Genomic DNA, 22,975 nt, shown 5'->3' on the forward strand with positions numbered 1-22,975 from the left:
GCCCACAGCATAAATCATTTTTTCAAATGGACTGAAAAACCGATCCAGTCCGGTTCTGTCGTAATCGAATGCTTTAGCAATATAAAGACCTGTCGGACGTGCCAGCAAAAGGACCAGCAACAGCGTAACGACAATCGCGATAATAGCGGCCATAAATTGTTAATCCCTCCTGAAACGGCTGATTTAGAACTTTTCCGGATTTACCAATGCAAAGACCAAGTAAATAAACGTAAGCATAATAACAACACCCAGCGCCCACATCATGAGTGTTCACTCCCTTCCTCGACGGTCTTTCCCGCCCAGGTAACCAAACCAATCATAGCGGCAATCAAAACAAGAAATAATCCAATCATGCCAACATCCAACACTTCAGATCAACCTCCCGTTTATCGAAATTGAATTTATTCCAGCAGAAACGACAAATACTCGCTACGGGAATGGATAACATAATTCGCTCCAATTCCTTTGTAGATCATTCTGGCATTGCCGCTTTGCGTAATGACGTAAATCGGCTTGCTGGTCCATGCCCGACAAATCTGGATGTAGCGGCAGCATAATGTCAGGCTATGTTCAAACATAAAGACCTTGCCGATCTCCAAATCTGGAATCTCCCATGTTTTAACTGTAGTATCAACCATAAGAATATGATTTACTCCCAATTTCTCCAGCTGCTTTTTTTCCGACTCGTTGTTCGTTATCGCCGCGAAGGGAATTCGCTTCATTTGAAGCATTCGGATAAACGATTTCCCGGCTAGCGTTGGAGCAGAAACCAAAATAAATTCTTCTTGCGTTTTCATGGCTGATCTCCCTCCTGTACAAGGACGAGAAGCAAACAAAAAAAAGCTGCCGATAGAGGAGCTCTTCGTCAGCTTCCTTAGGCACACGAATACCTTGTGTCTATGGATGACATGGTTGCCTCTCTTGCGACGCTTGCGAGGTTAGCTGACGGATTNNTTAGCTGACGGATTCGGACAGAAGAGTCGCCCTACGCCGGAGTTCCGGCGATTCACCCCACGCAGCCTGGTTGGCTGCTTTGGTTCCCCCGCTCCTTCATATAAGGTGAAGGATTCAGCGTATCTTGATCTTGCAAAAATTTCATGTTTTTTCAAAAAGGAACAAACGAATGCGCCTCAGAAGCGTTTCGCCCTGTGGTCATACATATACATTCCGCTTCATCATCCCTCTCAACCCAAGCAGCTAGGCAAACACAGCTGCAATTACGCTTACGGGGTTAGCTGACGGATTCGGACGGTGAGAGTCGCCCTACCCTTCGCTGATGAGAGCGAAAGGATTCACCCCTAGCTAAAACGGACGGTCTGCTCTCACACAAACATCCGCTTCGCTGTTGGTTCCCCCGTTTGCTGTTAAGCAATTAAGCGAATAAGGATTTCAATATCAATTTGTTTCATGGATTGAATCTTACGCTTTGCTCAAAATACTGTAAAGCAAGTCAGGATGTAAAACCGAGGATATTCGTAACCCTACGATTATTGCCAGTTAACTTTCATATGAAATCTTTCGTTTTCTCGATATATCTCACGTTTTTTATGTATTACTCCATTTTTACGTATTTTTTACGGCCAGTCTCATTTATTTTACTCGTTTTTTACAGTACGCTATAGGAGTAAAGAAATACAGTTGGTATATGGCTAGGAAGTGAAGAGACAATGAAAAAAATGAAGCAACTGTGGGATATTTGGAAACCTTATCTGGTTACAACATCCATCGTGACTCTAATGACTCTCGTATTAAAGCATGTCGGGCTCTCCTTTGATTTGGTGAATATTGCTTTGGTTTACTTGTTTCCTGTGCTGTTAAATGCCGTCTATTGGGGACTCCGTCCCGCATTTTTTGCTGCTGTATTAGGCGTCATGTCATTTGATTTTTTCTTTGTCCCTCCGTTTTTAAGCTTCACAGTCGCAGACTTGCGTTATTTAATTTCATTCGGTGTTTTTTTGTCGGTTGCCGCACTAACAGCTAGCCTGGCGGCAAGACTCAAACAGCAATTGCACTACTCTCAACAGAAAGAGTCGCACACAGCCTTGCTGTATGGACTAAGCAATCAAATAGGGGCGATTTCAGATATCCCGACTTTGCTGCATAATATCTCCTTGCACATCACGCATACAATCGGAACTGAAATTGCCATTTATTTGCCAGATGGACAAAACAAGCTAGCTTTATCCTACAAATCAGCTGCAGCTACAGACTGGGGTCAGGGGGATGCTGAACTTGTCATCGCCAAGTGGGTATTTGAGCACGGGGAAACGGCCGGATTAGGAACGTCAACCTTGAGCAAATCCTCCGGCTATTACGTACCGCTTCGCACCGAGAAGCAAATTGATGGTGTACTGGCACTGAACTTAAAAGAAGGAAGTCATGAAATTTCCTCCGAGCAAAAGCAATTATTCGAGGCGCTGGGCGGCTTGGCCGCTACCGCCATTTCTCGAATAAGGCTAGCGGAAGAAGCAAAGATCGCTCATTTAACTGCGGAATCGGAGCGTCTTCGCACCGCAATTCTAGATTCCGTCTCGCACGAGATGCGCACGCCGCTCGCAGCCATTATCGGATCCGCAACAGGTCTTATCGAAAATGAACACCTTTTTTCCTCCGAAGATCGTCTGGAGCTTCTGACTACGATTCGAGACGGCGCCCTTCGAATGAATCGCCTTGTCAAAAACCTGCTCAGTATGGCCCAACTGGAGAGCGGTATGCTTCAGCTCAAGAAACACTGGTGTGACGCGGCAGATTTGATAGGCGTTGCGCTGTCTCAGGTCAAGGACTTCCAACAGCATCGTGAACTGCTTGTAAAGCTACCAGAGACTCTTCCCATGGTTCTGGGGGATGAGGTGCTTCTGGAGCAAGTACTGGTCAACGTACTCAGTAATGCAATCAAGTACAGTCCAAACGACAGCAAAATCATTTTGGCAGTCTCATCCGAAAAAAACTCCCTTGTCATCTCCGTGTCAGACGAGGGAGTCGATTTAAGCAAGGAAGAATATGCTCGCATTTTTGAAAAGTTTTATCGCGCGGAGGCAACGAAGCAAGTAACGGGCACCGGCCTGGGACTCGCCATTTGTAAAGGGATCGTGGAGCTTCACGGTGGAGTCATATCGGCAGAGCGCAACGAACCGCGAGGGACTGTCGTCACGATTAAGCTGCCGGTTGTACAAGAGAATCAGCCATTCATACAGATAGAAGGAAGGGAGAACGCCATACAATGACTGAGCTGGGAACACATATATTGGTTGTCGATGACGAGCCACAAATACGCAAGCTGTTGAAAGTGAACCTTGGAGCCCACCGTTATGTGATTCATGAGGCCTCAACGGGCGAGGAAGGTGTACGAAATGCGTCCTTGACTGTTCCCGACTTAATTGTGCTCGATTTGGGACTTCCAGATATCCCTGGCATGGAGGTTCTATCCCGCATACGGGAATGGTCGAATGTGCCCATCATCGTGCTGACCGCAAAGGATCGTGATGAAGATAAAATTGCAGCACTGGACAGTGGTGCGGACGATTACGTGACAAAACCATTCAGCATGGGGGAGTTGGTCGCAAGAATACGCGTGGCGCTGAGGCATGCAGCGAAGACAACGAACGAGCCGATCCTGCGAATCGGTGAAATGATCATTGATTTGGCGCAGCGCATTGTAGAACTAAAAGGTGAACGAATTAAACTGACACCTACCGAATACGATCTCCTGAAAGTCCTTGCTTCCAACGCCGGTAAAGTAGTTACACAGCGCCAACTGCTCCAACAAGTATGGGGTAATCAACTTGACGAAAGCAATAGCCATTACTTACGAATCTATATTGGCCATTTGCGTAAAAAGCTGGAGGAAGACGCGATGCAGCCCAAATTTATCGTAACGGAACCAGGGATTGGGTATCGATTTCTACCTCAAGATTAATGCAATAATCAGACTTGCTTAAATCTAGCAAGTCATTTGCTGTAAGTGACGAATACATGCAAACAGCAGTAAACTGAAGCAAATAGGTAGTTCCAATGCGATTTGATCGTATGAATTCGTTTCCAATTCAGATTTACCGTTAAAAAAGGAATACCATTGTTCCGCTTCGATGTTTACTTCCCGTAGGAACAGGCGTAATATTTCCATCAACATACGCATAAGGAGTTTGAGAAGCATGGAGCTGCCAGAAGCTGGGGAACTAATTGATCAAAGCATTTTGAAGGAACATCGGATCAGATCGATGGAAATATTCCGGTACGACTGTAATTGGTTAAAGACATGCGTTGAAGAAAATGTTAACAATTGTGAATGCGGTTTATTTAAAATTTCGTGCGGTCCTTTGCATGGCTATGCAGAGTTTCGTTTACCCAGCAAGCAGCAAACCGGTGATCTAATACGATTCGCTTCCGTTTTCGGATCATTAAAAGGCCGCACAATTGATGAATGCATTCGCCTTATTCAAGTCTATGAGGGCTTGTGGGGGCCAGCTAGAAAAGAACTGGTTGAAACTGCATTAAGCAATTTAATCAATAAAATAAAGCAATCTGGGCTAGTAAAGGCTAAGATTGAATCAAAGTGGGAGTCCTTTATTTTGTTCGATTATTCAGAATCGTATTTCTCGTTTTAAAATGGCACCAAGAAGCCCTCCGACATGGCTTCTCAGCACCAAACTTATTTCCTCGCTTCGTGCACCTTCAGCTGTTTGCCTTTAATCGTCGTGTGCTTCATCCTCGCCAGCACCATCGGCCCTTTGCCGTTCAGGATGTCTACGTACGATGCCGTGTCGCCGATCGTAATAATGCCGATATCCTCGGCAGTCACCCCTTCGAGCTTGGTCAGCGTGCCGACAAAGTCGACGGCGCGGAGCTTCTTCTTTTTACCGCCATTAAAATACAGCTTCATGATGCCCTCATTCAGCTGCTCGTTACGCGCCGGCTTCAGGGCCAGCGCTTCCTGCAGTTTGCGCTCCCAGGCAGGCAACGCTGCCGCAACTTCCGCTGCGGTCGGCAGCGCCTGCCGCGGAATATCGAAACCGAGATACGCCTCGATCTCAGGCACAAATTTTTCCTCGTTCGGCGTCATGAACGTGATCGCCTTGCCCGCTTTGCCGGCGCGGCCCGTCCGGCCGATCCGATGCACATAGCTTTCCTTCTCCAGCGGAAAATCGTAGTTGATCACGTGGGTGATCGCCTCCACGTCAATGCCGCGCGCCGCGACGTTCGTGGCGACGAGGAAGCGGAACTCGCCGCGTTTGAACGCGTTCATCACGAGGAAGCGGTCGTCCTGCAGCATGCCGCCGTGAATCTCGTCGCACGGCAGCCCGAGCTCGTCCAGCCGCCGGAACAGCTCGTCCACGCCTTCCTGCGTGCGGCAAAACAGGATGCAGCTCTCCGGATTCTCCATGACGAGCACATCGTGAAGTGCTTGCAGCTTCTCCGCCGGGAGGACGGCGAGAAGCCGATGTTCAATCTGCGCCATGGCCTCCTCCGGCGCCTGAATCGCGATGTCGACGGGGTTCTGTTGGTACCGGTGGCAGAGCCGCTCCACATCCTCGGGCAGCGTCGCCGAGAACAGCATCGTTCTGCGCGCGGTCGGCAGCTCATCAATGATCGCGCTGACCTGCTCGATGAAGCCCATGCGCAGCAGCTCGTCCGCCTCGTCGATGACGAGGAAGCGCAGCTTCGATACATCCAGCGTTCCTTTCTGGATGTGGTCGAGCACGCGGCCGGGGGTGCCGACGACGACGTGGCATTTTTGCCGCAGCTCGAGCTTCTGGCGGGCAAACGGCTGCTTGCCGTATAGCGCCACCGACTTGATCCGCTTCAGGCGGCCGATGTCGGTGACGTCGCTGCGAATCTGATCCGCCAGTTCGCGCGTCGGCGTCAGAATCAGCGCCTGCGGGCGATTCTCCTCCCACTGGACGCGCTCGCAGATCGGGATGGCGAACGCCGCCGTTTTGCCGCTGCCGGTGCGCGCTCGCACGGTGACATCCCGCTCCTGCAAGGCGATCGGAATGACGGCCTGCTGCACATCCGTCGGCTGCGTGTAGCCCAGGCTCTGCAAAGCGCGCAAAATGTCGGTGCTCAGGTCAAATTGAGTGAAACTTGTTATAGGTATTGTCACGTGCCGTGCTCCTTTTGGGTAATCGTGGTTCCATTGTACTACAATTCGGCATGGGGATTCACGCAGCGTGATCGCGGGCAGGATGTACAGTGAGCGGAGGGTGAGTGGAGGGCGAGGGATCGGACGATGGCGAGCACGCCGCACATATGGCGCCGAGCTGATGCTGCGATCTACGACGCTCAACACTGGCATTCGTTACCGAGCTATTAAGGGAGCAACCTGAACGCGCCAGCGACCATAACCTGCAAATCCTACATCTAATTTGCCTCAAATAACCGAAATGGAGGAAGCACCTGCAAAAACTACAGCAAATCTGCCGCCAATCTTTCCAAACTCCCCGATTTCGGCATCTGCGCAAATTTGACTGCACAAAATACAGGTTCTTCCCTCAAATTGCCCCTCCGCCGCTGATTTTATTGTACAAATTACAGAAAGTTACCGTACAGCCATCTCTATATAAAAAGCCCAGCCAGCATTCGCTGGCCAGGCTCGCTCCACGCACCTTAATCTCGTTAAAACTTCAAACTTAACGTGCTTAACGACCCATGCTCAATCGTGTCGTGGAGCACTTGAACCTCCCGCGCCGGCGATCCGGCACCGAGTGCAATCAAGAGCGGCACGAAGTGCTCCGCTCGGGGAACGCCGCGCCGCGCATGGGGCGCCAGCGCCACGTACTCGCCGAGCGCTTCTACGTCGCGCGCCAGCGCCTTTTCGCGAATCCAGTCGCGAAACTCTATCGCCCATTGGCGGGGCGGCGCCGCATCCGACATATCGATTTCATTGAAGTTGTGCGTCAAAAACCCGCTGCCAACGACCATGATCCCATCCTGCTCCAGCCCTTGCAGCGCTTCGCCAATAGCGATTTGCTGCCGTGCAGGCAGGAACGGATTCACCGAAACCGGCACGATCGGAATATTCGCTTCCGGATAAGCGTGCAGCATAATCGGAAACACGCCGTGATCGATTCCTCGGTATTTCAGCTCAACCGGGATGTTCCGCGAACGCAAGCGCTCCGCCACGATAGACGCCACAATCGTGGAGCCGCGAGCCGGGTACTGTACTTGATAATACGCCGGCGGGAAGCCATAGTAGTCGTAAACCATTTCATGGACTTCGTCCGTCGCGGCGATCGTTGTTACATGATTTTCAAAATGCGCCGAAAAAATCACAATCGCCTTAGGCTTATTCTCCTGACCAAAGCGATTCAAGAATCGCGTAAAGTCCGAATCCTCGAATATCGTCATCGGCGAGCCGTGCGCCAAAAAGACCGGTGAAATCACCGTCCATCCCTCCTAACTTGCCTGTACAGCCAAACGCAACCTCGCGTTTACATCCGCCCAATCGCCACAAAAATCGCAAGTGCCAGCAGCACGATATTCATTGCAACCGCCTGGTTTTCTTTCTGCCTTGCATGCACGCTGATCGCAAGTACCATGATAATTCCCAGCCCGATCGCCGCAATCGGCGTCAACACAAGCGCAATGCCTGTCGCATAAGGCACGATCAGACCGATCGCTCCAAGCAGCTCGGAAAGCCCGATAAAGCGAACATAGCCATTTGAAGCGTTTTTCGCCCACGGCATCGTGGATTTGACTTTCGCGACTTGCGTCGTTTTCATAAGACCGCCCATCAGAAACATAGCGGCGAGCAAAATTTGTGCAATCCATAAGGCAATATTCATTAGCGGCATTCCCCTTTTCGTTATTTTCAACATGCCTGTATGGACGTATAATAATCCCTAGTCACACAAATAAGAAGTAGGCACCTGAAATAAACCTAGTATACAAAAAGATACCGAAGGAGAAATAAAGCGATGCACACGGATTGCAAATTTGAAACCGTTCTGGAAATTCTCGTCGGAAAATGGAAGCCCGTCATTATGTTCCAATTATTTACCAATGGTACGATGAGATTCAGCGAATTGCAGAGAGCGATTCCGGCCATTACCAAAAAAATGCTGACCCAGCAGCTCCGTGAACTGGAGTACCACGATATTGTCCACCGCAAGGTGTACCATCAGATTCCGCCGAAGGTCGAATACTCCATTACGGAGCACGGAAGGAGCATGGGAACGATCATGGAAGCCTTGAACGACTGGGGAAGATTTCACACCGCCCATTTGAATCAACTTTACGGTGAGGACGAGGGGCGTCAGAGCGAGACTTTTGTCGATGCGATCGATAACGCGGCGGAATAACCGCCTATCCCCGCCTTAATCCGCCGCTTCGCGCAGTGCCTCAGCGAACTTCGCGATGCCGGGGCCAATCTCCCTCGGATCCCGTGGTCTTGCGTACGTAAACCGCACATAACCGTCGCTCGAACCATAGACACTGCCCGGCACAAAAACAACCCCCCGCCGGATCGCCTCCTCCAGCAGCTTGCCGTCATGCACCTTGGGAACAAGCTTGCACCAGAGATGCAGCCCACCCTGCGGCGCTACATACGTCAGCAAGCCCGGCAGTTCTTGCCTTACTGCCTCGAGCAGGCTGTCCCGTCGAAATTGCAGCTGCAGGCGCAGCCGTTCCAGATGCGGCTCAAAATAAGCCGACGTCAGAAACTGTGCCACAATCTGCTGCGGAATCACGCTCAGCCCGAAGTCCATCTGCTGCCTGGCGTCGGCCAACCGCTCCACGATGGCATTCGGCGCGACCATCCAGCCGATCCGCATGCCGGAGGCGGCAATTTTGGAAAAAGAGCCGATATATATCACCGAGCCGCCCGTATCCATCGCTTTGAGCGGGGGCGGAACCGGACTGTCGTAGGCAGTCAAGCTGAACGGATCGTCCTCCACGATCGGAATCCCCAGCTCGCTGGCAACATCCAGTAGCTGGCTGCGCCGTGCCATATCATACAGCGTGCCCGTCGGATTTTGAAAATTCGGGTTCATGAATATCATTTTAATGCCATGCTTTTTCACCAATTTTCGGATCTCGTCCACATAGCCCTCGGAACTGCCCACTGGCAGGCGAAAGAGCCGCAGGCCCGCAGATTGGAACATTGGCAGCGAATAGCAGTACGATGGATCCTCAATCGCAACCGCATCCCCCGGCGATAGCAGACACTGGGCGATCAAGAACAACGACTGCTGCGACCCCGAAGTAATCAAAATCGATGACTCCGTCGTCTGAATGTCCCGATAACGCGCCAGATACGTCACCAACGCTTCTCGAAGCGGCACGTAACCTTGCGGATTATCGTAGCCCAAGTACGACGTGTACGTATGTTCGCGCATAAGTTGCTGGATCTCCTCGGTCGGAGCCAACGATCCCGCCAATTCCCCGCTGGCAAAATCAATCAATGCAGGCTGCTGATGCAGTGCTTCCCGGATGCGGCGCAGGAACGGCACATTCGGTAGGAAATTGCCGCCCTCGGCATACTTCCGCCAATTCAGCGCATACTGAGGCGTAACGCCCCATTTGGTCTGACTTACACGCGTTCCGCTGCCGAGCTGGCTCTCAATCAAGCCGATTGACCGCAGCTCAGCGAAAGCCTGAATAATGGTGCTCCGATTCACGCCAAGCTGCTCCGCCAGTTTACGTTCCGACGGCAGCAGACTGCCAGGCGGAAATTCACTGCACGCGATACGCTGCTCAAGATGAGCGGCAATTTGTTCATATATCGGTTTTTTACTGTCCCGGTCGGGTTTCCACATCGGATGACAACCTCTCTTTTCTGGCCTGCCGCGCCGCCGTGCTTGTCCATTTGTAGCAGAATCGACACATTTTCCGCCAAGTGGTTGGGTCAGTTGGCTGAAAAACATGCATTTTCCCTGTATTCTAAGCGAATTGGATGGGTGCTGCAACGAAAAAGTGGATGATGTGTTTTCAATGACCGTTCGCTATAATGAATCTCGTAGTCATCGTTTTCAAACCCTTTGGCAGGATGGTGATTCTTCTATGAACTTGTATACGTATTATGCGATTTTCTTCATTCTTATATTGTTCGGGCTCGTCAGCACCGTGATGATCGGTTTTTCCCGCAAGAACGCCGAAGGCGACCAGACTTACTTTCAAAAAACGGGAACCAAATGGGCTCGGCTAACCGCCCTGTACGTGGTGTCGATTGCGGCTGGTTTGCTCGCTTTAGGGGCTTTTATGTATTATGCGGTGAAATAAAGTTAAACAAACACACCCTCAGCACCTTTTCGGAGCTGAGGGTGTTTGGTGTTGCCGCCTAGGTGGATACCACGACGGCCGTGAAGGCCGTGAAGGCCGTGAGGGCTGCAGCGGCGGCGGCTGGACTTGCGCCAGACACAACGCTACCAGCACAACCATCGCAACCAGGAGTATAGCGATCACCTAGATGAGACGCATCGCGCGCATCGGATTCAGGCCCCGGAAGCCGGCTGCCCAGTACCCGTCATACACTTGCCGCTTGCGGGGATGCCACCTGCGGACGCATATCCGTCCAGTTCTCTTCAATATAAGCAAGGCACGCATCACGTCCCGCTTCATACTGCTTCGTCCAACCTGCCGGCACGTGGGCAAATGCCGGCCAAAGCGAATACTGCCCCAATTCATTTACAAGTACATAAAATTTATCTTTCGCAGCTTCAAAAGGATTGCTCATGGGAAACCCTCCTCTTCCTGTTAGTAGTGCGAACGTTAGGGTGTCGTTCGTTCTGCATCGTTTCGGTTTCGGCGGACTTAGGGAGTCCACTCCGCCTGAGATCGCAAAGCCTGCAATTCAGCAGGTTTTTGGGAAGTTCAGCCGTGATTCAGAAGAAATGCCTGCAATTAAGCAGGTTCTCCACTTTATTTCTTTGAAATCCGGCAGCTTTTTCAAAAATGCCTGCTTAATCGCAGCTTTTACCTCAAATTAAGAAGGTCCGTGAGTGAATTCCTGCTTTTTCGCAGGCTTCAGAAAGGAAGCGGTGGGGAGAATGCCCCGAGGATGCCCCCTTCCCAATTCCTGGGCCATTTGACCGTCCCGCACCTTGTCACCTTTCCCCACCGTGCATCTCCGCCAATTTCCGGGAAATAATCCGACCTATTTCGGTCAGCGGTCCTGGCTGGCACAAATCTTTATGCCGGCAGGCCAGGTCATGCTGCTCGATGGAGCCGGTGATGTAAGGCTGCCACGTACCGGGGGAAATCGGCGTGAACCAGTCCGGAATAACCGTTGAATGGACAAAAAGCAAATCACCCTTGTACTTCCCCGGACGATAAGCGCCAAGAATTCTTACGGAGTTCACATACGTGTCCTTAAGGCTCATGATGACCTCAGGCGCCAGACTCGCCAGCGCACTGCCGTCGCTGCGCAAAATGTCCACTGCAGCGTCCATATCCAGCTTCCGGTCGCCACCTAAGCTGTCCGGGTCATAGCCTCCCAGCGCGAGCAATGCGATTAGCGCCTCTTCCTCGTTCGGCCCTTCGCTGATCGGCAAGAAGTGGCTCGGGAAAGCATCCAGCATCACGAGCAATGCGATTTCCTCGCCGTCCGCTTGCAGCAGGGACGCAATCGCCTGCGCCACGTTGCCGCCGAGCGACCAGCCGAGCAAGTAATACGGGCCGTGCGGTTGTACCGAGCGGATGTGCGCGATGTAGTCCGCCGCCATCTCCATCAAATCGCCCGGCAGCGGCTCCGGTCGCGCAATGCCTCGCGCCTGCAAGCCGTAGATCGGATAGTCCGGTCCGAGCGATTTCATCAGCCCCGCGTAGCACCAGCTCAGACCGCCCGCTGGGTGGATGCAGAAGAACGGCGCGTGCTTCCCGCTGCGACGCAGCGGCAGCAGCACTTCCAGTGCACCCTCGCTGTCGCCGCCTTCGAGACGAGCGGCCAACCCAGCCACCGTCGGCGCCTCAAACAGCGTGCCGATGCTAAGCGACACGCCCAGCGCTTCGCGAATGCCGCTCATGAGCTTCACCGCCAGCAGCGAGTGGCCGCCGAGATCGAAGAAACCGTCGTCGATGCCGACTTTCGCCAAACCGAGCGTCTCGGCGTACAAGTCGCACAGGATTTCCTCCTGCGGCGTCCGCGGGCCTCGGCCCCCTGCCGCCGACGAGAAGTCCGGCACCAGGAGCGCCTTGCGGTCCAGCTTGCCATTGACCGTGAGCGGCAGCTCCGGCATGACGACGAACGCGGAAGGCACCATGTAGTTCGGCAGCGCCTCCGACGCATGCTGGCGAAGCGCGTTCGTATCCAGCTCGGCTCCGGCTTCGGGAACAACGTAGGCGACGAGCCTTTTATCGCCGGGAATGTCTTCCCGGGCGATGACGACGGCTTTGGACACGCCGTCTACCTGAGCCGTAACCGCTTCGATTTCACCGAGCTCGATGCGGAAGCCGCGGATTTTAACCTGGTGGTCGATCCGTCCGAGATAATCCAGCGTGCCGTCTTCGAGCCAACGGGCCAAGTCGCCCGTCCGATACATCCGCGACCCCGGCGGGCCGTACGGATCGGCAAGGAACCGGTCCGCGGTCAGGCCGGGACGCTTCCAATAACCGCGCGCCAGCCCTGCGCCGGCAACGTACATCTCACCCGTGACGCCCGTTGGCACATGCTGCATGCAGCTGTCGAGCACATACACCTGAAGGTCCGGGATCGCCCCGCCAATCAGGCTGCTCGCCTTGCTCTCCGTCAGCGCCCGCGACAGCGGGTAGTAGCTCACGTGCACCGTCGTTTCCGTGATGCCGTACATGTTCACGAGCAGCGGCGCTTTCTCGTCATGCCGATCATACCAATCGCGCAAATGCCCGAGATCCAGCGCCTCGCCGCCAAAAATCACGTACCGCAGCGCCAGCTTTTGTCCGAGCTCCGCATTTTCTTTGTCCGCCTGCATGAGCTGATAAAAAGCGGAAGGCGTCTGATTGAGCACCGTCACGCGCGCCTCGCAGAGAAGCTCCAGGAATGCCTCCGGTGAACGCGACGTCCTGTGCGGGACTACGACTAACTTACCGCCGTACAGCAGCGCCCCCCACATTTCCCAAACCGAGAAGTCGAACGCATAGGAGTGGAACAGCGTCCATACATCCTGCGGGCCAAACCCATACCAATGGTCGGTCGCCGAGAACAGCCGTACGACGTTGCTGTGCGGGATGACGACGCCTTTTGGCTTGCCCGTCGAGCCCGAGGTGTAGATGATGTACGCCACATTCTCCGGCGTCAAAGGCATCACCCGGTCGCCGTCTGCCGGATCTGTCTCCAAATAGCGGCTCAGCAGCTCGCTCGTCTGCGGCTCGTCAATTAGCAGCACCTCTTCTCCGGCCAGCACGGACGCGGTGTCGAGGCAGCCAATGATGCAAGCCGGCTGCGTATCCTCCAGCATGAACGTGAGCCGATCGATCGGATAATCCGGATCTAGCGGCAAATACCCTGCGCCTGCTTTGAGTACTGCCAGCACCCCCACCATCATGTTCGTCGAACGTGGGAGCAGCAATGCGACGATCTGCTCGGGGCCAACCCCCCGCGAGATCAGGAAGTGCGCCAGTTGGTTCGACCGCACATTCAGCTCGGCATAGGTCAACACCTCGCCCTCATACGTCACAGCCAGTGCATCCGGATGCTTCGCAACCTGCTCATGGAACAGCTCTACGAGGTTGCGGCCTGCCCAAGCGTCCTCTATAGGCGCAGCCTGAACCGAACGAGCGGTGAGCTCCTCAGCTGTCAAAATATCAAGCAATCCGATCGGCTTATCCGGCGCCGCCCAAGCTTGCTCCAGCAGGAGCTGAAGGCGGGCTGCCAGCTTTTCAACTGTAGCCCGCTCATACAGATCGCTGCTGTATTCGAACCAGCCGTCAATGCCGTCTGGCGTGCCGTCAGCAAGCTTTCTCTCCCTGAATTCGATGGTCAGGTCGAATTTTGCCCGGCCAACGGTATCCAGCCTTAAGTCCGCCGTCACGCCGCTAAAAGGCAGCTGAGGCTCCGGTGTATTTTGGAAAGCCAGCATAATTTGGAAGAGCGGATGTCTCGCCCGGGAACGCGGCGGATTGAGAATCTCTACCAATCGTTCGAACGGCACATCCTGATGCTCGTACGCAGCCAGATTCGTCGCCCGCACCCGCTCCAGCAATTCTCTGAAGCTCGGGTCGCCGGACGTATCCGTACGCAAGATAATGGTATTGATGAAAAGACCGACCAAGTCGCTGAGCGCATCATCGTTGCGACCGGCAATCGGGCTTCCGAGCGGAATATCCGTCCCTCCGCCCAAACGGGTGAAAAGCGCAGCGAGCCCCGACTGCACGACCATGAACAGGCTCGTGCGCGTTTCTCTGGCAAGCGCAAGCAGGCGAGTGTGCAGCTCGGCCGGCAGCCGCACGGCAATCGTATCCCCGCCATGCGTGGATTCCGCAGGACGCGGATGATCCGTCGGCAGCTCCAGCTGATCCGGCAGCGCCCGCAGCGTCTCCTTCCAGAAGGCGACTTGACGCGCGATCAAGCTGTTCGGGTCGCTCTCGTCGCCAAGCAGCTGCTCCTGCCACAGCGCGTAGTCGGCATACTGCAAAGGCAGCGGCGACCAAGCCGGCGCCTCCCCTTTTACGCGGGCCTCGTAGGCAGCGGTCAAATCGCAGGTCAGCGGGTCCAGCGACCAACCGTCGCCGACGATATGGTGCAGCAGCAGGAGCAGTACATGCTCCTCCGGTCCAAGCACATACAGATGCGCGCGGAACGAAAGCTCCTTTGCCAGATCGAAGCCGTAACGCACGGCGACCGCCAGTTCATCAGCCAGCTCTTCCTCCGTCACTTCGGCGACGAGCAGCTTCACTTCACAGGCGTCTGCATCCAGCACGAGCTGCGCAGAAACGCCATTTTTCTCCGGAAACATCGTCCGCAGCGTCTCATGCCGCCGAACGACATCCTGCAAAGCCGCCGTTAGCGCAGCCGGATTGAGCGGCCCGCTAAGACGAGCGACCAGCGGGATATTATACGTCGGGCTCGGCCCCTCGAGGCAGTTCAAGAACCACAAGCGGCGCTGGGCAAAAGAGAGCGGTACTTCCGCCGGACGCATATCCGGGCGAATCGCCGGTCTCGCCGCAGCAGCGTTGTCGATGCGCTTCGCGATGCCCGCCACCGTCGGCGCCTCGAACAGTGCGGCGATGCCCAGCTCGACCTGCAGCCCTTCGCGGATGCGGCTGACCAACCGTCCGGCGAGCAAGGAGTGCCCGCCGAGATCGAAGAAGTCGTCGTCGATGCCGACTTTCGGCAATCCAAGCACCTCGGCGAATAGTTCGCAGATAATCTCTTCCTGCGGCGTGCGGGCAGCGCGGCCCGCTGATCCCGCCAAGTAATGCGGCGCCGGCAGCGCCTTGCGATCCAGCTTGCCATTCGGCGTCAGCGGGAACTCCTCCATCGCGACGAACGCCGAAGGCACCATGTAGTCGGGCAGCGCCGCCGCCATATGGTCGCGCAGCAGCGCGAGGTCTATCGCTTCGCTGTCGCTGGCTACGAAGTAGGCGACCAGCCTTTTATCCCCCGGGTGATCTTCCCGAACCACGACAGCCCCCTGCACTAGGCAGGGATAGCTCGCCAGCACCGCTTCAATCTCTGAAATTTCGATGCGGAAACCGCGGATTTTGATCTGATGATCGGCACGTCCGCAGTAGTCCACCGTCCCGTCCGGCAGCCAACGGGCCATGTCGCCGGTGCGATACATCCGGGAGCCCGGGGGCCCGTACGGATTCGCCACAAAACGCTCCGCCGTCAGACCCGGACGCTGCCAGTAGCCGAGCGCCAGACCGTCGCCTGCAATGTACAGGTCGCCGGTCACGCCGAGCGGCACTGGCTGCAAGCCGCTGTCCAAAATGTACAGCTGCGTGTTCCAGAGCGGCCGTCCGATGGACGGCCTCGAGACGTTGACGCTCGGTCCGTACGCGATGCTCGTCGACCAGATCGTCGTCTCCGTCGGGCCGTACAGATTCGTCACTTCGCAGCCGAGCGCCTGCAAATCGTGCAGCAGCCCGCCGGACAAGGCCTCGCCGCCAACCAATACGCGGAGACCGCGCAAGCCTTCCGGCGCCTGCTCCACCAAAGCATGCCAAAGCGAAGGCGTCGCCTGCATGAGCGTGGCACCCGATGTCTGAATCAACTGCGATAGGGCTGCAGCATCCTGAATCGTCCGTTTGTTGGCAACGATGAGCTGCGCTCCGCTAAGCAGCGGCATAAAAATTTCGAGAATCGAAATATCGAAAGAAATCGTCGTTACTGCCAACAAGCGGTCCCGAGTCGTCAACTTGAACTGCTCGCCCATGGAGAGCAGGAAATTCGTTAGCGCGCCGTAAGGGATGACAACGCCTTTCGGTTTACCCGTCGAACCGGACGTATACAGAATGTATGCCGGATCGCTCAGGCTTGGCGCCGCCAGCCGCTCCTGCTCCGTCATGTTCGACTCCGCATAGCGGCTCAGCTCAGACCGAACAGCCGTGGCATCCAGCTCTATCTGCGCATGGCGCGCTGTCATAGAGGCAGGCTGCGGCAGCTTGGCGGCCACCTCTGCCGTCGTCAGCGTCACCAGTGCCTGCGCATCCTCTACCATATAGGCGATACGGTCAGCCGGGAAATCGATGTCCAGCGGCAAGTAGCCTGCGCCAGTTTTGTGCACAGCGAGCATGCTGACGATCATGTCCACCGACCGCGGTACCGCAATCGCAACGATACGCTGCGGCCCTGCCCCGCGCGCGATCAGGAACCGCGCGAGCCGGTTCGCACGAGTATTCAGCTCTGCATAGCTGACCGCCTCTTCCTCATGGACAAGCGCAACCCCGCTAGGCGTGCGCAGCACCTGCTCCTCGAACAGATCGACCGTACGCGCTTGCGGCACCAGCCTCGCCGTATCGTTCCAACGCGTCAAACCGTCTGCACGTTCTCCTTCTTCCAGAAGCTCAATAGCGCCGACCGATTCATGAGGCTGCGCAGCGGCAACATTGCCCAGGAAATGAATGAATCGGCGGTGATGCGCGCGCAGCTCTTCTTCTGAATACAGCTCCGGGTTCCCGTCGAAATCGATTTGCAGTCCCGTGCCCTCAGCATGGGGATACACGTTAATTGCCACATCATCGACAGGCCCAGCCGATAAATGATGGTTATAGCCCGGCGACCCGTTAAACTGCAATCCGCTGTCAAAAGGCATCATATTGACCATTGGGCCGAACAATCTGCGGGCGTCGCCGACCCGTTTCAAATCGCGGCGCAGCTCCTCGTGACGGTAGCCTTGATGCTTGCGCACCTCACGGATTTCAAGAGCAATTTGGCGCACCAGCTCCGACAGCGCCATCGCAGGCCTGACGTGCACGCGCAGCGGCACAATGTTCATGACCATGCCCGGTGTGTTGAGCGACACCGAGCCGAGTCGGCTCATCATCGGCAAGCCAAGGATGACGTCCTCCGCGCCCGTCAGCCGGTGCACGTATGTGGCCGCTGCCGCCAGTACGACCTCCGGCCAAGCTGCCTTATGCAGCTGCGCGGATTGGCGCAGGCTCGACGCCTCAGCGGCGGAAAGCTCCGCCGACTGCCGCACCACTCGGTGCGAGCTGCGCGGAGTGCGGTCGGACAAACTGACGGCGTCCGGCTCGTCAGCGAAGCGATCCAGCCAGAACCGGCGGTCGGCTTCCGCTTTGTCCGAGCTGCGGTAGCTCTCATCTTCGTCCAGCACGCGCTGCCAGGAACCGAAGCCCCCATTCAAGTAAGGCTGATGCTGCATCATAGCCGTATACACCTGTGCGACGCGCTTCGTCAGCAAGGAAAACCCATATCCGTCGATGACGATATGATGAATGCGCTGATACCACAGGAAGCGTTCCGGTCCGATTTTAAACAAAGCTTCGGTAAAAAGAGGCCCTTCCGTCAACTGGCGCGGCCGGCTTAAATCGGCGTTCATCCATGCCTTCGCCTGCTCGAAAGAATTCGGATCTCCGCTCAAATCCACATATGCAAGCGTCCATCCGGCATTCGGAGTAAACACTTGCCATGGCCCTTCGTGGTCCTCTTCGAACCGGACATGGAGCGCCTCCGCCTCCGCCAGCACCTGACGAAGCGCGGCCTCAAAGGTCGTAAGGTCCACGAGGCCGTGAACATCGACATATTCGCCCGTGTTATACATCGGATTGTGCGGATCGAGCTGCTGGGCGTACCAAATCCCCGCCTGAGCCCCCGATAACGCACGCCGAATCGTTGAAGCGACTAGCATCGCGGTCATCTCCTTCCCGTTCTAGGCGTGGGCGCCCTCTTTGGTTTTGGCTTGCAAAAGCTCGCTCCAGCTCGCGAGAGTCGGCTGCTCCGCCAGCTGGGCGAACGTCACTTCGGCCCCTTGCTGGCGCCAAGCTTCAACCAAGCTCATGACGCGGATCGAGTCCAGCCCGTGTGCATCGATCAGATGATCATCGTCGCCGAGACTTTCCGGTGCTTCGTACAGCAGTTTTGCCACCTGTTCGCGCAGGGTATCGACATGGAAGTGAGCGCAATCGGCGGTACCCACTGCAGCTCCAGTTTTTGCTCCTGAACCTGCTTCAAATCCAACACCAACTCCAGATTCAGCTCCGGCTCCCAAATGCCCCTGCACCTGCGCCGTCGTCAGCACGACCGCACAGCGGTTTGCCGCATAGGCAATCGCCATCGCGTGGTTCTCCAGCGAGAAGTCCGCCAACGCATCCGCCACCATAAACGCCTGAATATCCTGCATAAACGCCTCGGCCGCCGTCATCATGCAGCCGATATGCGCGTAGATGCCGGTGATGATGAGCTGATCGCGCCCTTGCGCTTTCATCAGGTCAGCCAGATTGGATTTGCGGAATGCGCTGTACCGCCATTTGTCCAGTACCGTGTCGCCTTCCGCCGGCGCCAGCTCCGGTAAGATATTTTTCAGATGAGGCGCTTTGTTGATGCCCTCGCCCCAAAAGTCGAACAGCAGCCCGCGTTCGTCGCGCGATTGCTCACCCGGCTGCGCCGTGTATACGACAGGAACGCCCAGCTTACGGCATTGCTCCAGCAGTGCCTTGATGTGCGCCACTAACGTAGGGATCGGAGCCCGCTGCGTATCGTAGGCGTTTAGGAAATAGGCCTGCATATCGTGCACAAGCAGAACGGCTCTTTGCGGGTCAGGTGTCCAGGAAGCGCGGTTGGCAGGCAGGTCGGCCGCCACCGGCATCGAATAGGATTGAATTGTAGGAAGTGCCATATATGAAAATCCCTTCTTTCTTTTATCTATTGGGATGCTTCAGTCGAGCATTGCGGTCTAATCTTTCGGCTTGAACGGAAGCTACTCCACATTTGGCGGTCAAGCTGCATCACGTGCAGCGGCAATCCGCATAGCGGTTGCCAGCGAGCTTATTTCATCGAATCACCGATATTCCGGGCACGTAACGGTTGCGACAGCGGCTATTCCCTTTGAAATCGGCCCGATTCGCCGGCATTTCGGCAAATAAGCGCTGTGGTAATCGCTAAAGCTGAGATAACGGTTTATTAAGCCAAATAAGCGCTATTATGGGACTGTCGATTAAATGTTTATACTTTGGGAATCTGCGAGAGAACACAAAATGTATACGAAAAATCATATATCATGTGCTGCATTCACATAAAATCAATCAATTCTATTCGAAATATCATACACATTTCGTGATTTGAGGCCTGATTTTGAATATGTATTCGAAAAATCATACACATTCTCTGCGTGTGTCCGTTCACGGATTAAAACTGTCCACAATTAATCGACTGTCTCATTACAACCGTTAGAAGCAGCAGGGGCTTGCGTCAAGCGGCATTCCCCCACCTGAACCACATGGGTACGCACACGGTACACCGCACTTGGCAGCCAGACACGACCGCCGACTTAGCTATTAGTCGGCGTCAGCAAGCGCTCGCGCAGCGCTTTTTTGCTGACTTTGCCGACATTCGTTTGCGGAAAAGCGTCCGTAAACTCGATGCGGTCCGGGATCTTATAGGCGGACAGGCCGCGCCCGCGCAGGAACGTTTTCAGCTCAGGGCCGGTTGCCGCCGCACCTTCGCGCAAAATAATGAACGCGCAGGAGCGTTCTCCCAGAAACGCATCCGGCATCGCCACCAACGCCGCATCAAAAACAGCCGGATGTGCGAGCAGGTGGTTTTCCACCTCTTCGGCGGCAATTTTGTCTCCGCCACGGTTGATTTGATCTTTCGCTCTACCGTCGACGGTGACATAGCCCTGCTCATCCACTTTTACGAGATCGCCCGTGCGGTAAAAGCCGTCTGACGTAAAAGCTTTGGCATTATGCGCCTCCGCCTTATAATAGCCACGAATCGTGTAGGGTCCCCGTGTCAAAAGCTCGCCGACCTCGCCCGGCGCCACCTCGGCATCGTTCTCGTCGACGACGCGCACTTCATCCCAGTCCGACATCGGTCGGCCCTGGGTGTTCACTATGATCTCCTCGGCATCGTCCAGCCTCGTGTAATTCACGAGCCCTTCCGCCATGCCGTACACCTGCTGCAGCTGGCAGCCGAGCACCTGCCGGACGCGCCCTGCAGCCTCGGCGCTGAATTTGGCCCCGCCGACCTGCAGCACCTGCAGGCTCGACAGATCCGGCCGGCGCTGCGCCGCCGCCTCCATCCATACCAGCGCCAGCGGTGGCACCAGCGCTGTAATCGTCACCCGCTCCTTCGCGATGAGCGGGAAGGCATCGTCCGGGCTCGGCCTTGCGGCGAGCACGATGGTGCCGCCGGCGTACAGCGTGCCCAGCACGCCCGGCGAGCTCAGCGGAAAATTATGCGCGACCGGCAGCGCCGCCATATAGACGCTTCGCTCGGTAATGCCGCAGATTTCATTGCTGCGTCGGAAGCTGTACATATAGTCATCGTGCGTGCGCGGGATGAGCTTGGGCAGCCCCGTGCTGCCGCCGGACAGCTGCAGGAACGCGACGTCGCTGGAGTTGACCAGCGGCCATCTAAGTTGCTCCTGCTGATCTCCTACCTCGACTCCTGTTCCTGCTCCCTCTCTTGCTTCCGCTCCTGCTTCGAATCTTGCTTTTGCTCTTGCCCCGCCCCCGGCTCCCTCTCCTGCTTCCGCTCCTGCTTCGACACTTGCTTTCGTCCAGGCTCCTTCTCTTGCTTCCGCTCCCGCCTCGGCCCCGGCTCCTTCTCTTGCCCCCACTCCTGCGCCAGCCTCCGCCAACTGCTCCAACGACAGGAACGCCCCCGGCTCCCCGGCGACAAGCACGTGCTTCAGCGTCGGCACCTGTTCCTGCACCTGCGCGGCAAGCCCGCGATAGTCAAACCCGGCATCCGTGTCCGGGATGACATACGCCTTAGCCTCGCTGAACTCGCACAGGTAGCGAATTTCGCTCAGGCGGTGCAGCGGAAGCGCGAACACGGGCAGCGCCCCGATACGGAACAGCGCAAAAATTACCGTAAAAAACTCGTAACGATTCGTCATCTGCACCACGACGCGGTCCGTCGGCTGTACGCCGAGCTGCAGCAATCCGGCAGTCAGCTTACCGGCCTGTTCATACAGCGCCGAATAGCTGAGTCTCGTCTCTCCGCTGACGACGGCGACCTTCTCACCAAAACGTGCCGCCCGATCCGCCAGCATATCGCCGAGCGTCAAGCCTTCCCAAAGGCCGGCCGAGCGGTATTCCGCCGCCTTGTCGGCAGGCCAGGTCGGACAATCCTTTTTCAATTGGGCATAGGCTTGTTCATTAAAATGCCTCGTCATCCTGTACCCCCATCGCACGCAGCATCGTGCGGAATTTAGCCGATGTTTCTTTCAGTTCAGATTCCGCGCTGGATTCGGCTACGATGCCCGCTCCGGAATAAAGCTGCAAGGTATGGCTTTCCGCCACGGCGCAGCGAATCGTAATGACCCATTCGCCGTCTCCGTTCGCATCGCACCAGCCGACAAGCCCTGTATAGAAGCCCCGGTCAAAAGGCTCAATCTCCTCAATCGCTTCTCTCGCCAGCTCCGTCGGCGATCCGCACACCGCAGGTGTCGGGTGCAGGGCCATGGCAAGCGCCAGCGAAGTCATTTCCGGATCAGCAAGTTCCCCCCTAATTTCCGTAGATAAATGCCACATGGCTGCCGTGCTGACCAGGGACGGCTTCTCCGGTACGTCAAGCGACTTGCAAAAAGGACGCAGCGCCTCCGCGACCGCCTCGATCACTAGCGCGTGCTCGCGCAAATCCTTCGGCGAGACCATCAGTGCCTCCGCGCGCTGTTCGTCTTCGACAGGGTCGCTGCTGCGCGGTGTAGAGCCAGCTAGCGGATTCACATACAGCTGCGTACCGGTTCTGGCCACGAGCAGCTCCGGACTCGCGCCGATCAAGGTACGGGTGCGGTCGACTGTTTTTTCGCCATGCAGACCGCGTCCCACATGTTCCGCCCGCTTCGGCAGATCAACGGCAAATGTGTAGCCCAGCGTGTTGTGCTGCGCAAGATTGTGCAGCAGCTCCTGCAGCCTGATCGGCTGCGGAGAAGTCAGCTTGAGCGTGCGTGCGAGCACGATTTTGTCGAGCTCTCCGGCGCGCATGCGGGCGATTGCTTTGTTGGCCCCTGCCACATACGACTCCGGCGCAGGAACCGGCTCTATCGTATAACTGCTGCCGATCGGGCTGCGCAGCGGGTCATGCGGGTCGAGGTTCAGCTTTTCCAGCTTTCGGACCGTGAGCGGGACCACGAGGTGGGCGGGCTGCTTCGGGTCAAAAGGAATAGCCCCGACCAGCATCGGAAGTCGCTGACCGGTCTGTTTCAGCTGTGCCAGCAGCCTTGCAGCACGATCAGGCAGCGTCTGGAGCTCTCCCAGCCCCGCAGCGCTAGGAAGAACGGCAAGCGTCCCTTGCGCTAGCCAAGTCGCCTCTGGGGTCGCAAAGAAAAAGGATTGGCCCGGCTCATAATCCTTCAATAATTCGGCGGCTGTCGCCTCCGTCACTTGATCTTGTGCGTTCATGGTTTTCATCCTCCTTATAGTCCCGGAATGGCGG

17 protein-coding genes and 2 riboswitches are annotated in these 22,975 nt (G+C 55.8%); of the genes, 6 read left to right on the forward strand and 11 right to left on the reverse strand.

The window, feature by feature from the left end; all coding sequences use genetic code 11:
* Positions 1-183 precede the first annotated feature (183 nt).
* Complete coding sequence (gene kdpF / locus EJQ19_RS33105; protein ID WP_126143600.1) at positions 184-264, reverse strand: K(+)-transporting ATPase subunit F; 81 nt, start codon at positions 262-264, stop codon at positions 184-186.
* A 137-nt stretch (positions 265-401) separates the two neighbouring features.
* On the reverse strand, positions 402-797 hold the full coding sequence (locus EJQ19_RS22785; RefSeq protein ID WP_126143543.1) for a hypothetical protein: 396 nt from the start codon (positions 795-797) through the stop codon (positions 402-404).
* 114 nt (positions 798-911) lie between these two features.
* A riboswitch (cyclic di-AMP (ydaO/yuaA leader) is annotated at positions 912-1,084 on the reverse strand.
* A gap of 121 nt (positions 1,085-1,205) precedes the next feature.
* A riboswitch (cyclic di-AMP (ydaO/yuaA leader) is annotated at positions 1,206-1,389 on the reverse strand.
* 278 nt (positions 1,390-1,667) lie between these two features.
* On the opposite strand from EJQ19_RS22785, the gene EJQ19_RS22790 reads away from it, so the two are divergent.
* The 3 genes from EJQ19_RS22790 (at position 1,668) to EJQ19_RS22800 (ending at position 4,604) form a co-directional block, all read left to right on the forward strand.
* Positions 1,668-3,224 carry an ATP-binding protein gene (locus tag EJQ19_RS22790; protein ID WP_126143544.1) on the forward strand — a complete coding sequence of 519 codons (1,557 nt, stop codon included), beginning with the start codon at positions 1,668-1,670 and terminating at the stop codon, positions 3,222-3,224.
* Positions 3,221-3,916, forward strand: coding sequence for a response regulator (locus tag EJQ19_RS22795; RefSeq protein WP_126143545.1), 696 nt, complete (start codon positions 3,221-3,223; stop codon positions 3,914-3,916). Before EJQ19_RS22790 ends, EJQ19_RS22795 begins: the two co-directional genes overlap by 4 nt.
* A gap of 235 nt (positions 3,917-4,151) precedes the next feature.
* Positions 4,152-4,604 carry a hypothetical protein gene (locus EJQ19_RS22800; protein WP_126143546.1) on the forward strand — a complete coding sequence of 151 codons (453 nt, stop codon included), beginning with the start codon at positions 4,152-4,154 and terminating at the stop codon, positions 4,602-4,604.
* Positions 4,605-4,648: 44 nt separating this feature from the next.
* Here EJQ19_RS22800 and EJQ19_RS22805 read toward each other — a convergent pair whose 3' ends face one another.
* The 3 genes from EJQ19_RS22805 to EJQ19_RS22815 all read right to left on the reverse strand — a co-directional run bounded on the left by EJQ19_RS22805 (position 4,649) and on the right by EJQ19_RS22815 (position 7,781).
* The gene (locus EJQ19_RS22805; protein WP_126143601.1) at positions 4,649-6,094 is read right to left on the reverse strand and encodes a DEAD/DEAH box helicase; all 1,446 of its coding nucleotides are present in this window, start codon (positions 6,092-6,094) and stop codon (positions 4,649-4,651) included.
* Positions 6,095-6,612: 518 nt separating this feature from the next.
* Positions 6,613-7,344: a DODA-type extradiol aromatic ring-opening family dioxygenase gene (locus EJQ19_RS22810; protein WP_420901697.1), complete on the reverse strand. Its 732-nt coding sequence runs from the start codon at positions 7,342-7,344 to the stop codon at positions 6,613-6,615.
* An 83-nt stretch (positions 7,345-7,427) separates the two neighbouring features.
* Positions 7,428-7,781: a DoxX family protein gene (locus EJQ19_RS22815; RefSeq protein ID WP_126143548.1), complete on the reverse strand. Its 354-nt coding sequence runs from the start codon at positions 7,779-7,781 to the stop codon at positions 7,428-7,430.
* 132 nt (positions 7,782-7,913) lie between these two features.
* Between EJQ19_RS22815 and EJQ19_RS22820 the strand changes: the two genes are divergently transcribed.
* Positions 7,914-8,297: a winged helix-turn-helix transcriptional regulator gene (locus EJQ19_RS22820; RefSeq protein WP_126143549.1), complete on the forward strand. Its 384-nt coding sequence runs from the start codon at positions 7,914-7,916 to the stop codon at positions 8,295-8,297.
* Positions 8,298-8,312: 15 nt separating this feature from the next.
* Here EJQ19_RS22820 and pdxR read toward each other — a convergent pair whose 3' ends face one another.
* Positions 8,313-9,752 (reverse strand): MocR-like pyridoxine biosynthesis transcription factor PdxR, encoded by a 1,440-nt coding sequence (gene pdxR / locus EJQ19_RS22825; RefSeq protein WP_126143550.1) that lies wholly within the window; start codon positions 9,750-9,752, stop codon positions 8,313-8,315.
* A gap of 244 nt (positions 9,753-9,996) precedes the next feature.
* Between pdxR and EJQ19_RS22830 the strand changes: the two genes are divergently transcribed.
* Positions 9,997-10,215, forward strand: coding sequence for a hypothetical protein (locus EJQ19_RS22830; protein ID WP_126143551.1), 219 nt, complete (start codon positions 9,997-9,999; stop codon positions 10,213-10,215).
* 244 nt (positions 10,216-10,459) lie between these two features.
* Here EJQ19_RS22830 and EJQ19_RS22835 read toward each other — a convergent pair whose 3' ends face one another.
* The 3 genes from EJQ19_RS22835 to EJQ19_RS22845 all read right to left on the reverse strand — a co-directional run bounded on the left by EJQ19_RS22835 (position 10,460) and on the right by EJQ19_RS22845 (position 19,208).
* Positions 10,460-10,669 (reverse strand): MbtH family protein, encoded by a 210-nt coding sequence (locus EJQ19_RS22835; protein WP_126143552.1) that lies wholly within the window; start codon positions 10,667-10,669, stop codon positions 10,460-10,462.
* Positions 10,670-11,039: 370 nt separating this feature from the next.
* Positions 11,040-18,221 (reverse strand): amino acid adenylation domain-containing protein, encoded by a 7,182-nt coding sequence (locus tag EJQ19_RS22840; RefSeq protein WP_126143553.1) that lies wholly within the window; start codon positions 18,219-18,221, stop codon positions 11,040-11,042.
* A gap of 21 nt (positions 18,222-18,242) precedes the next feature.
* Positions 18,243-19,208 carry an isochorismatase family protein gene (locus EJQ19_RS22845; RefSeq protein WP_126143554.1) on the reverse strand — a complete coding sequence of 322 codons (966 nt, stop codon included), beginning with the start codon at positions 19,206-19,208 and terminating at the stop codon, positions 18,243-18,245.
* A 70-nt stretch (positions 19,209-19,278) separates the two neighbouring features.
* Between EJQ19_RS22845 and EJQ19_RS31955 the strand changes: the two genes are divergently transcribed.
* Positions 19,279-19,455, forward strand: a complete 177-nt coding sequence (locus tag EJQ19_RS31955; protein ID WP_164716676.1) for a hypothetical protein — start codon at positions 19,279-19,281, stop codon at positions 19,453-19,455.
* A gap of 404 nt (positions 19,456-19,859) precedes the next feature.
* On the opposite strand, the gene EJQ19_RS22850 is transcribed toward EJQ19_RS31955, so the two are convergent.
* Both EJQ19_RS22850 and dhbC read right to left on the reverse strand, forming a co-directional pair.
* Positions 19,860-21,713: a (2,3-dihydroxybenzoyl)adenylate synthase gene (locus EJQ19_RS22850; RefSeq protein ID WP_126143555.1), complete on the reverse strand. Its 1,854-nt coding sequence runs from the start codon at positions 21,711-21,713 to the stop codon at positions 19,860-19,862.
* Positions 21,697-22,941, reverse strand: coding sequence for an isochorismate synthase DhbC (gene dhbC, locus EJQ19_RS22855; RefSeq protein ID WP_126143556.1), 1,245 nt, complete (start codon positions 22,939-22,941; stop codon positions 21,697-21,699). Before dhbC ends, EJQ19_RS22850 begins: the two co-directional genes overlap by 17 nt.
* Between the last annotated feature and the right edge of the window lie 34 nt (positions 22,942-22,975).

The organism is Paenibacillus whitsoniae (genome assembly GCF_003955665.1).
Classification (GTDB): domain Bacteria; phylum Bacillota; class Bacilli; order Paenibacillales; family NBRC-103111; genus Paenibacillus_E; species Paenibacillus_E whitsoniae.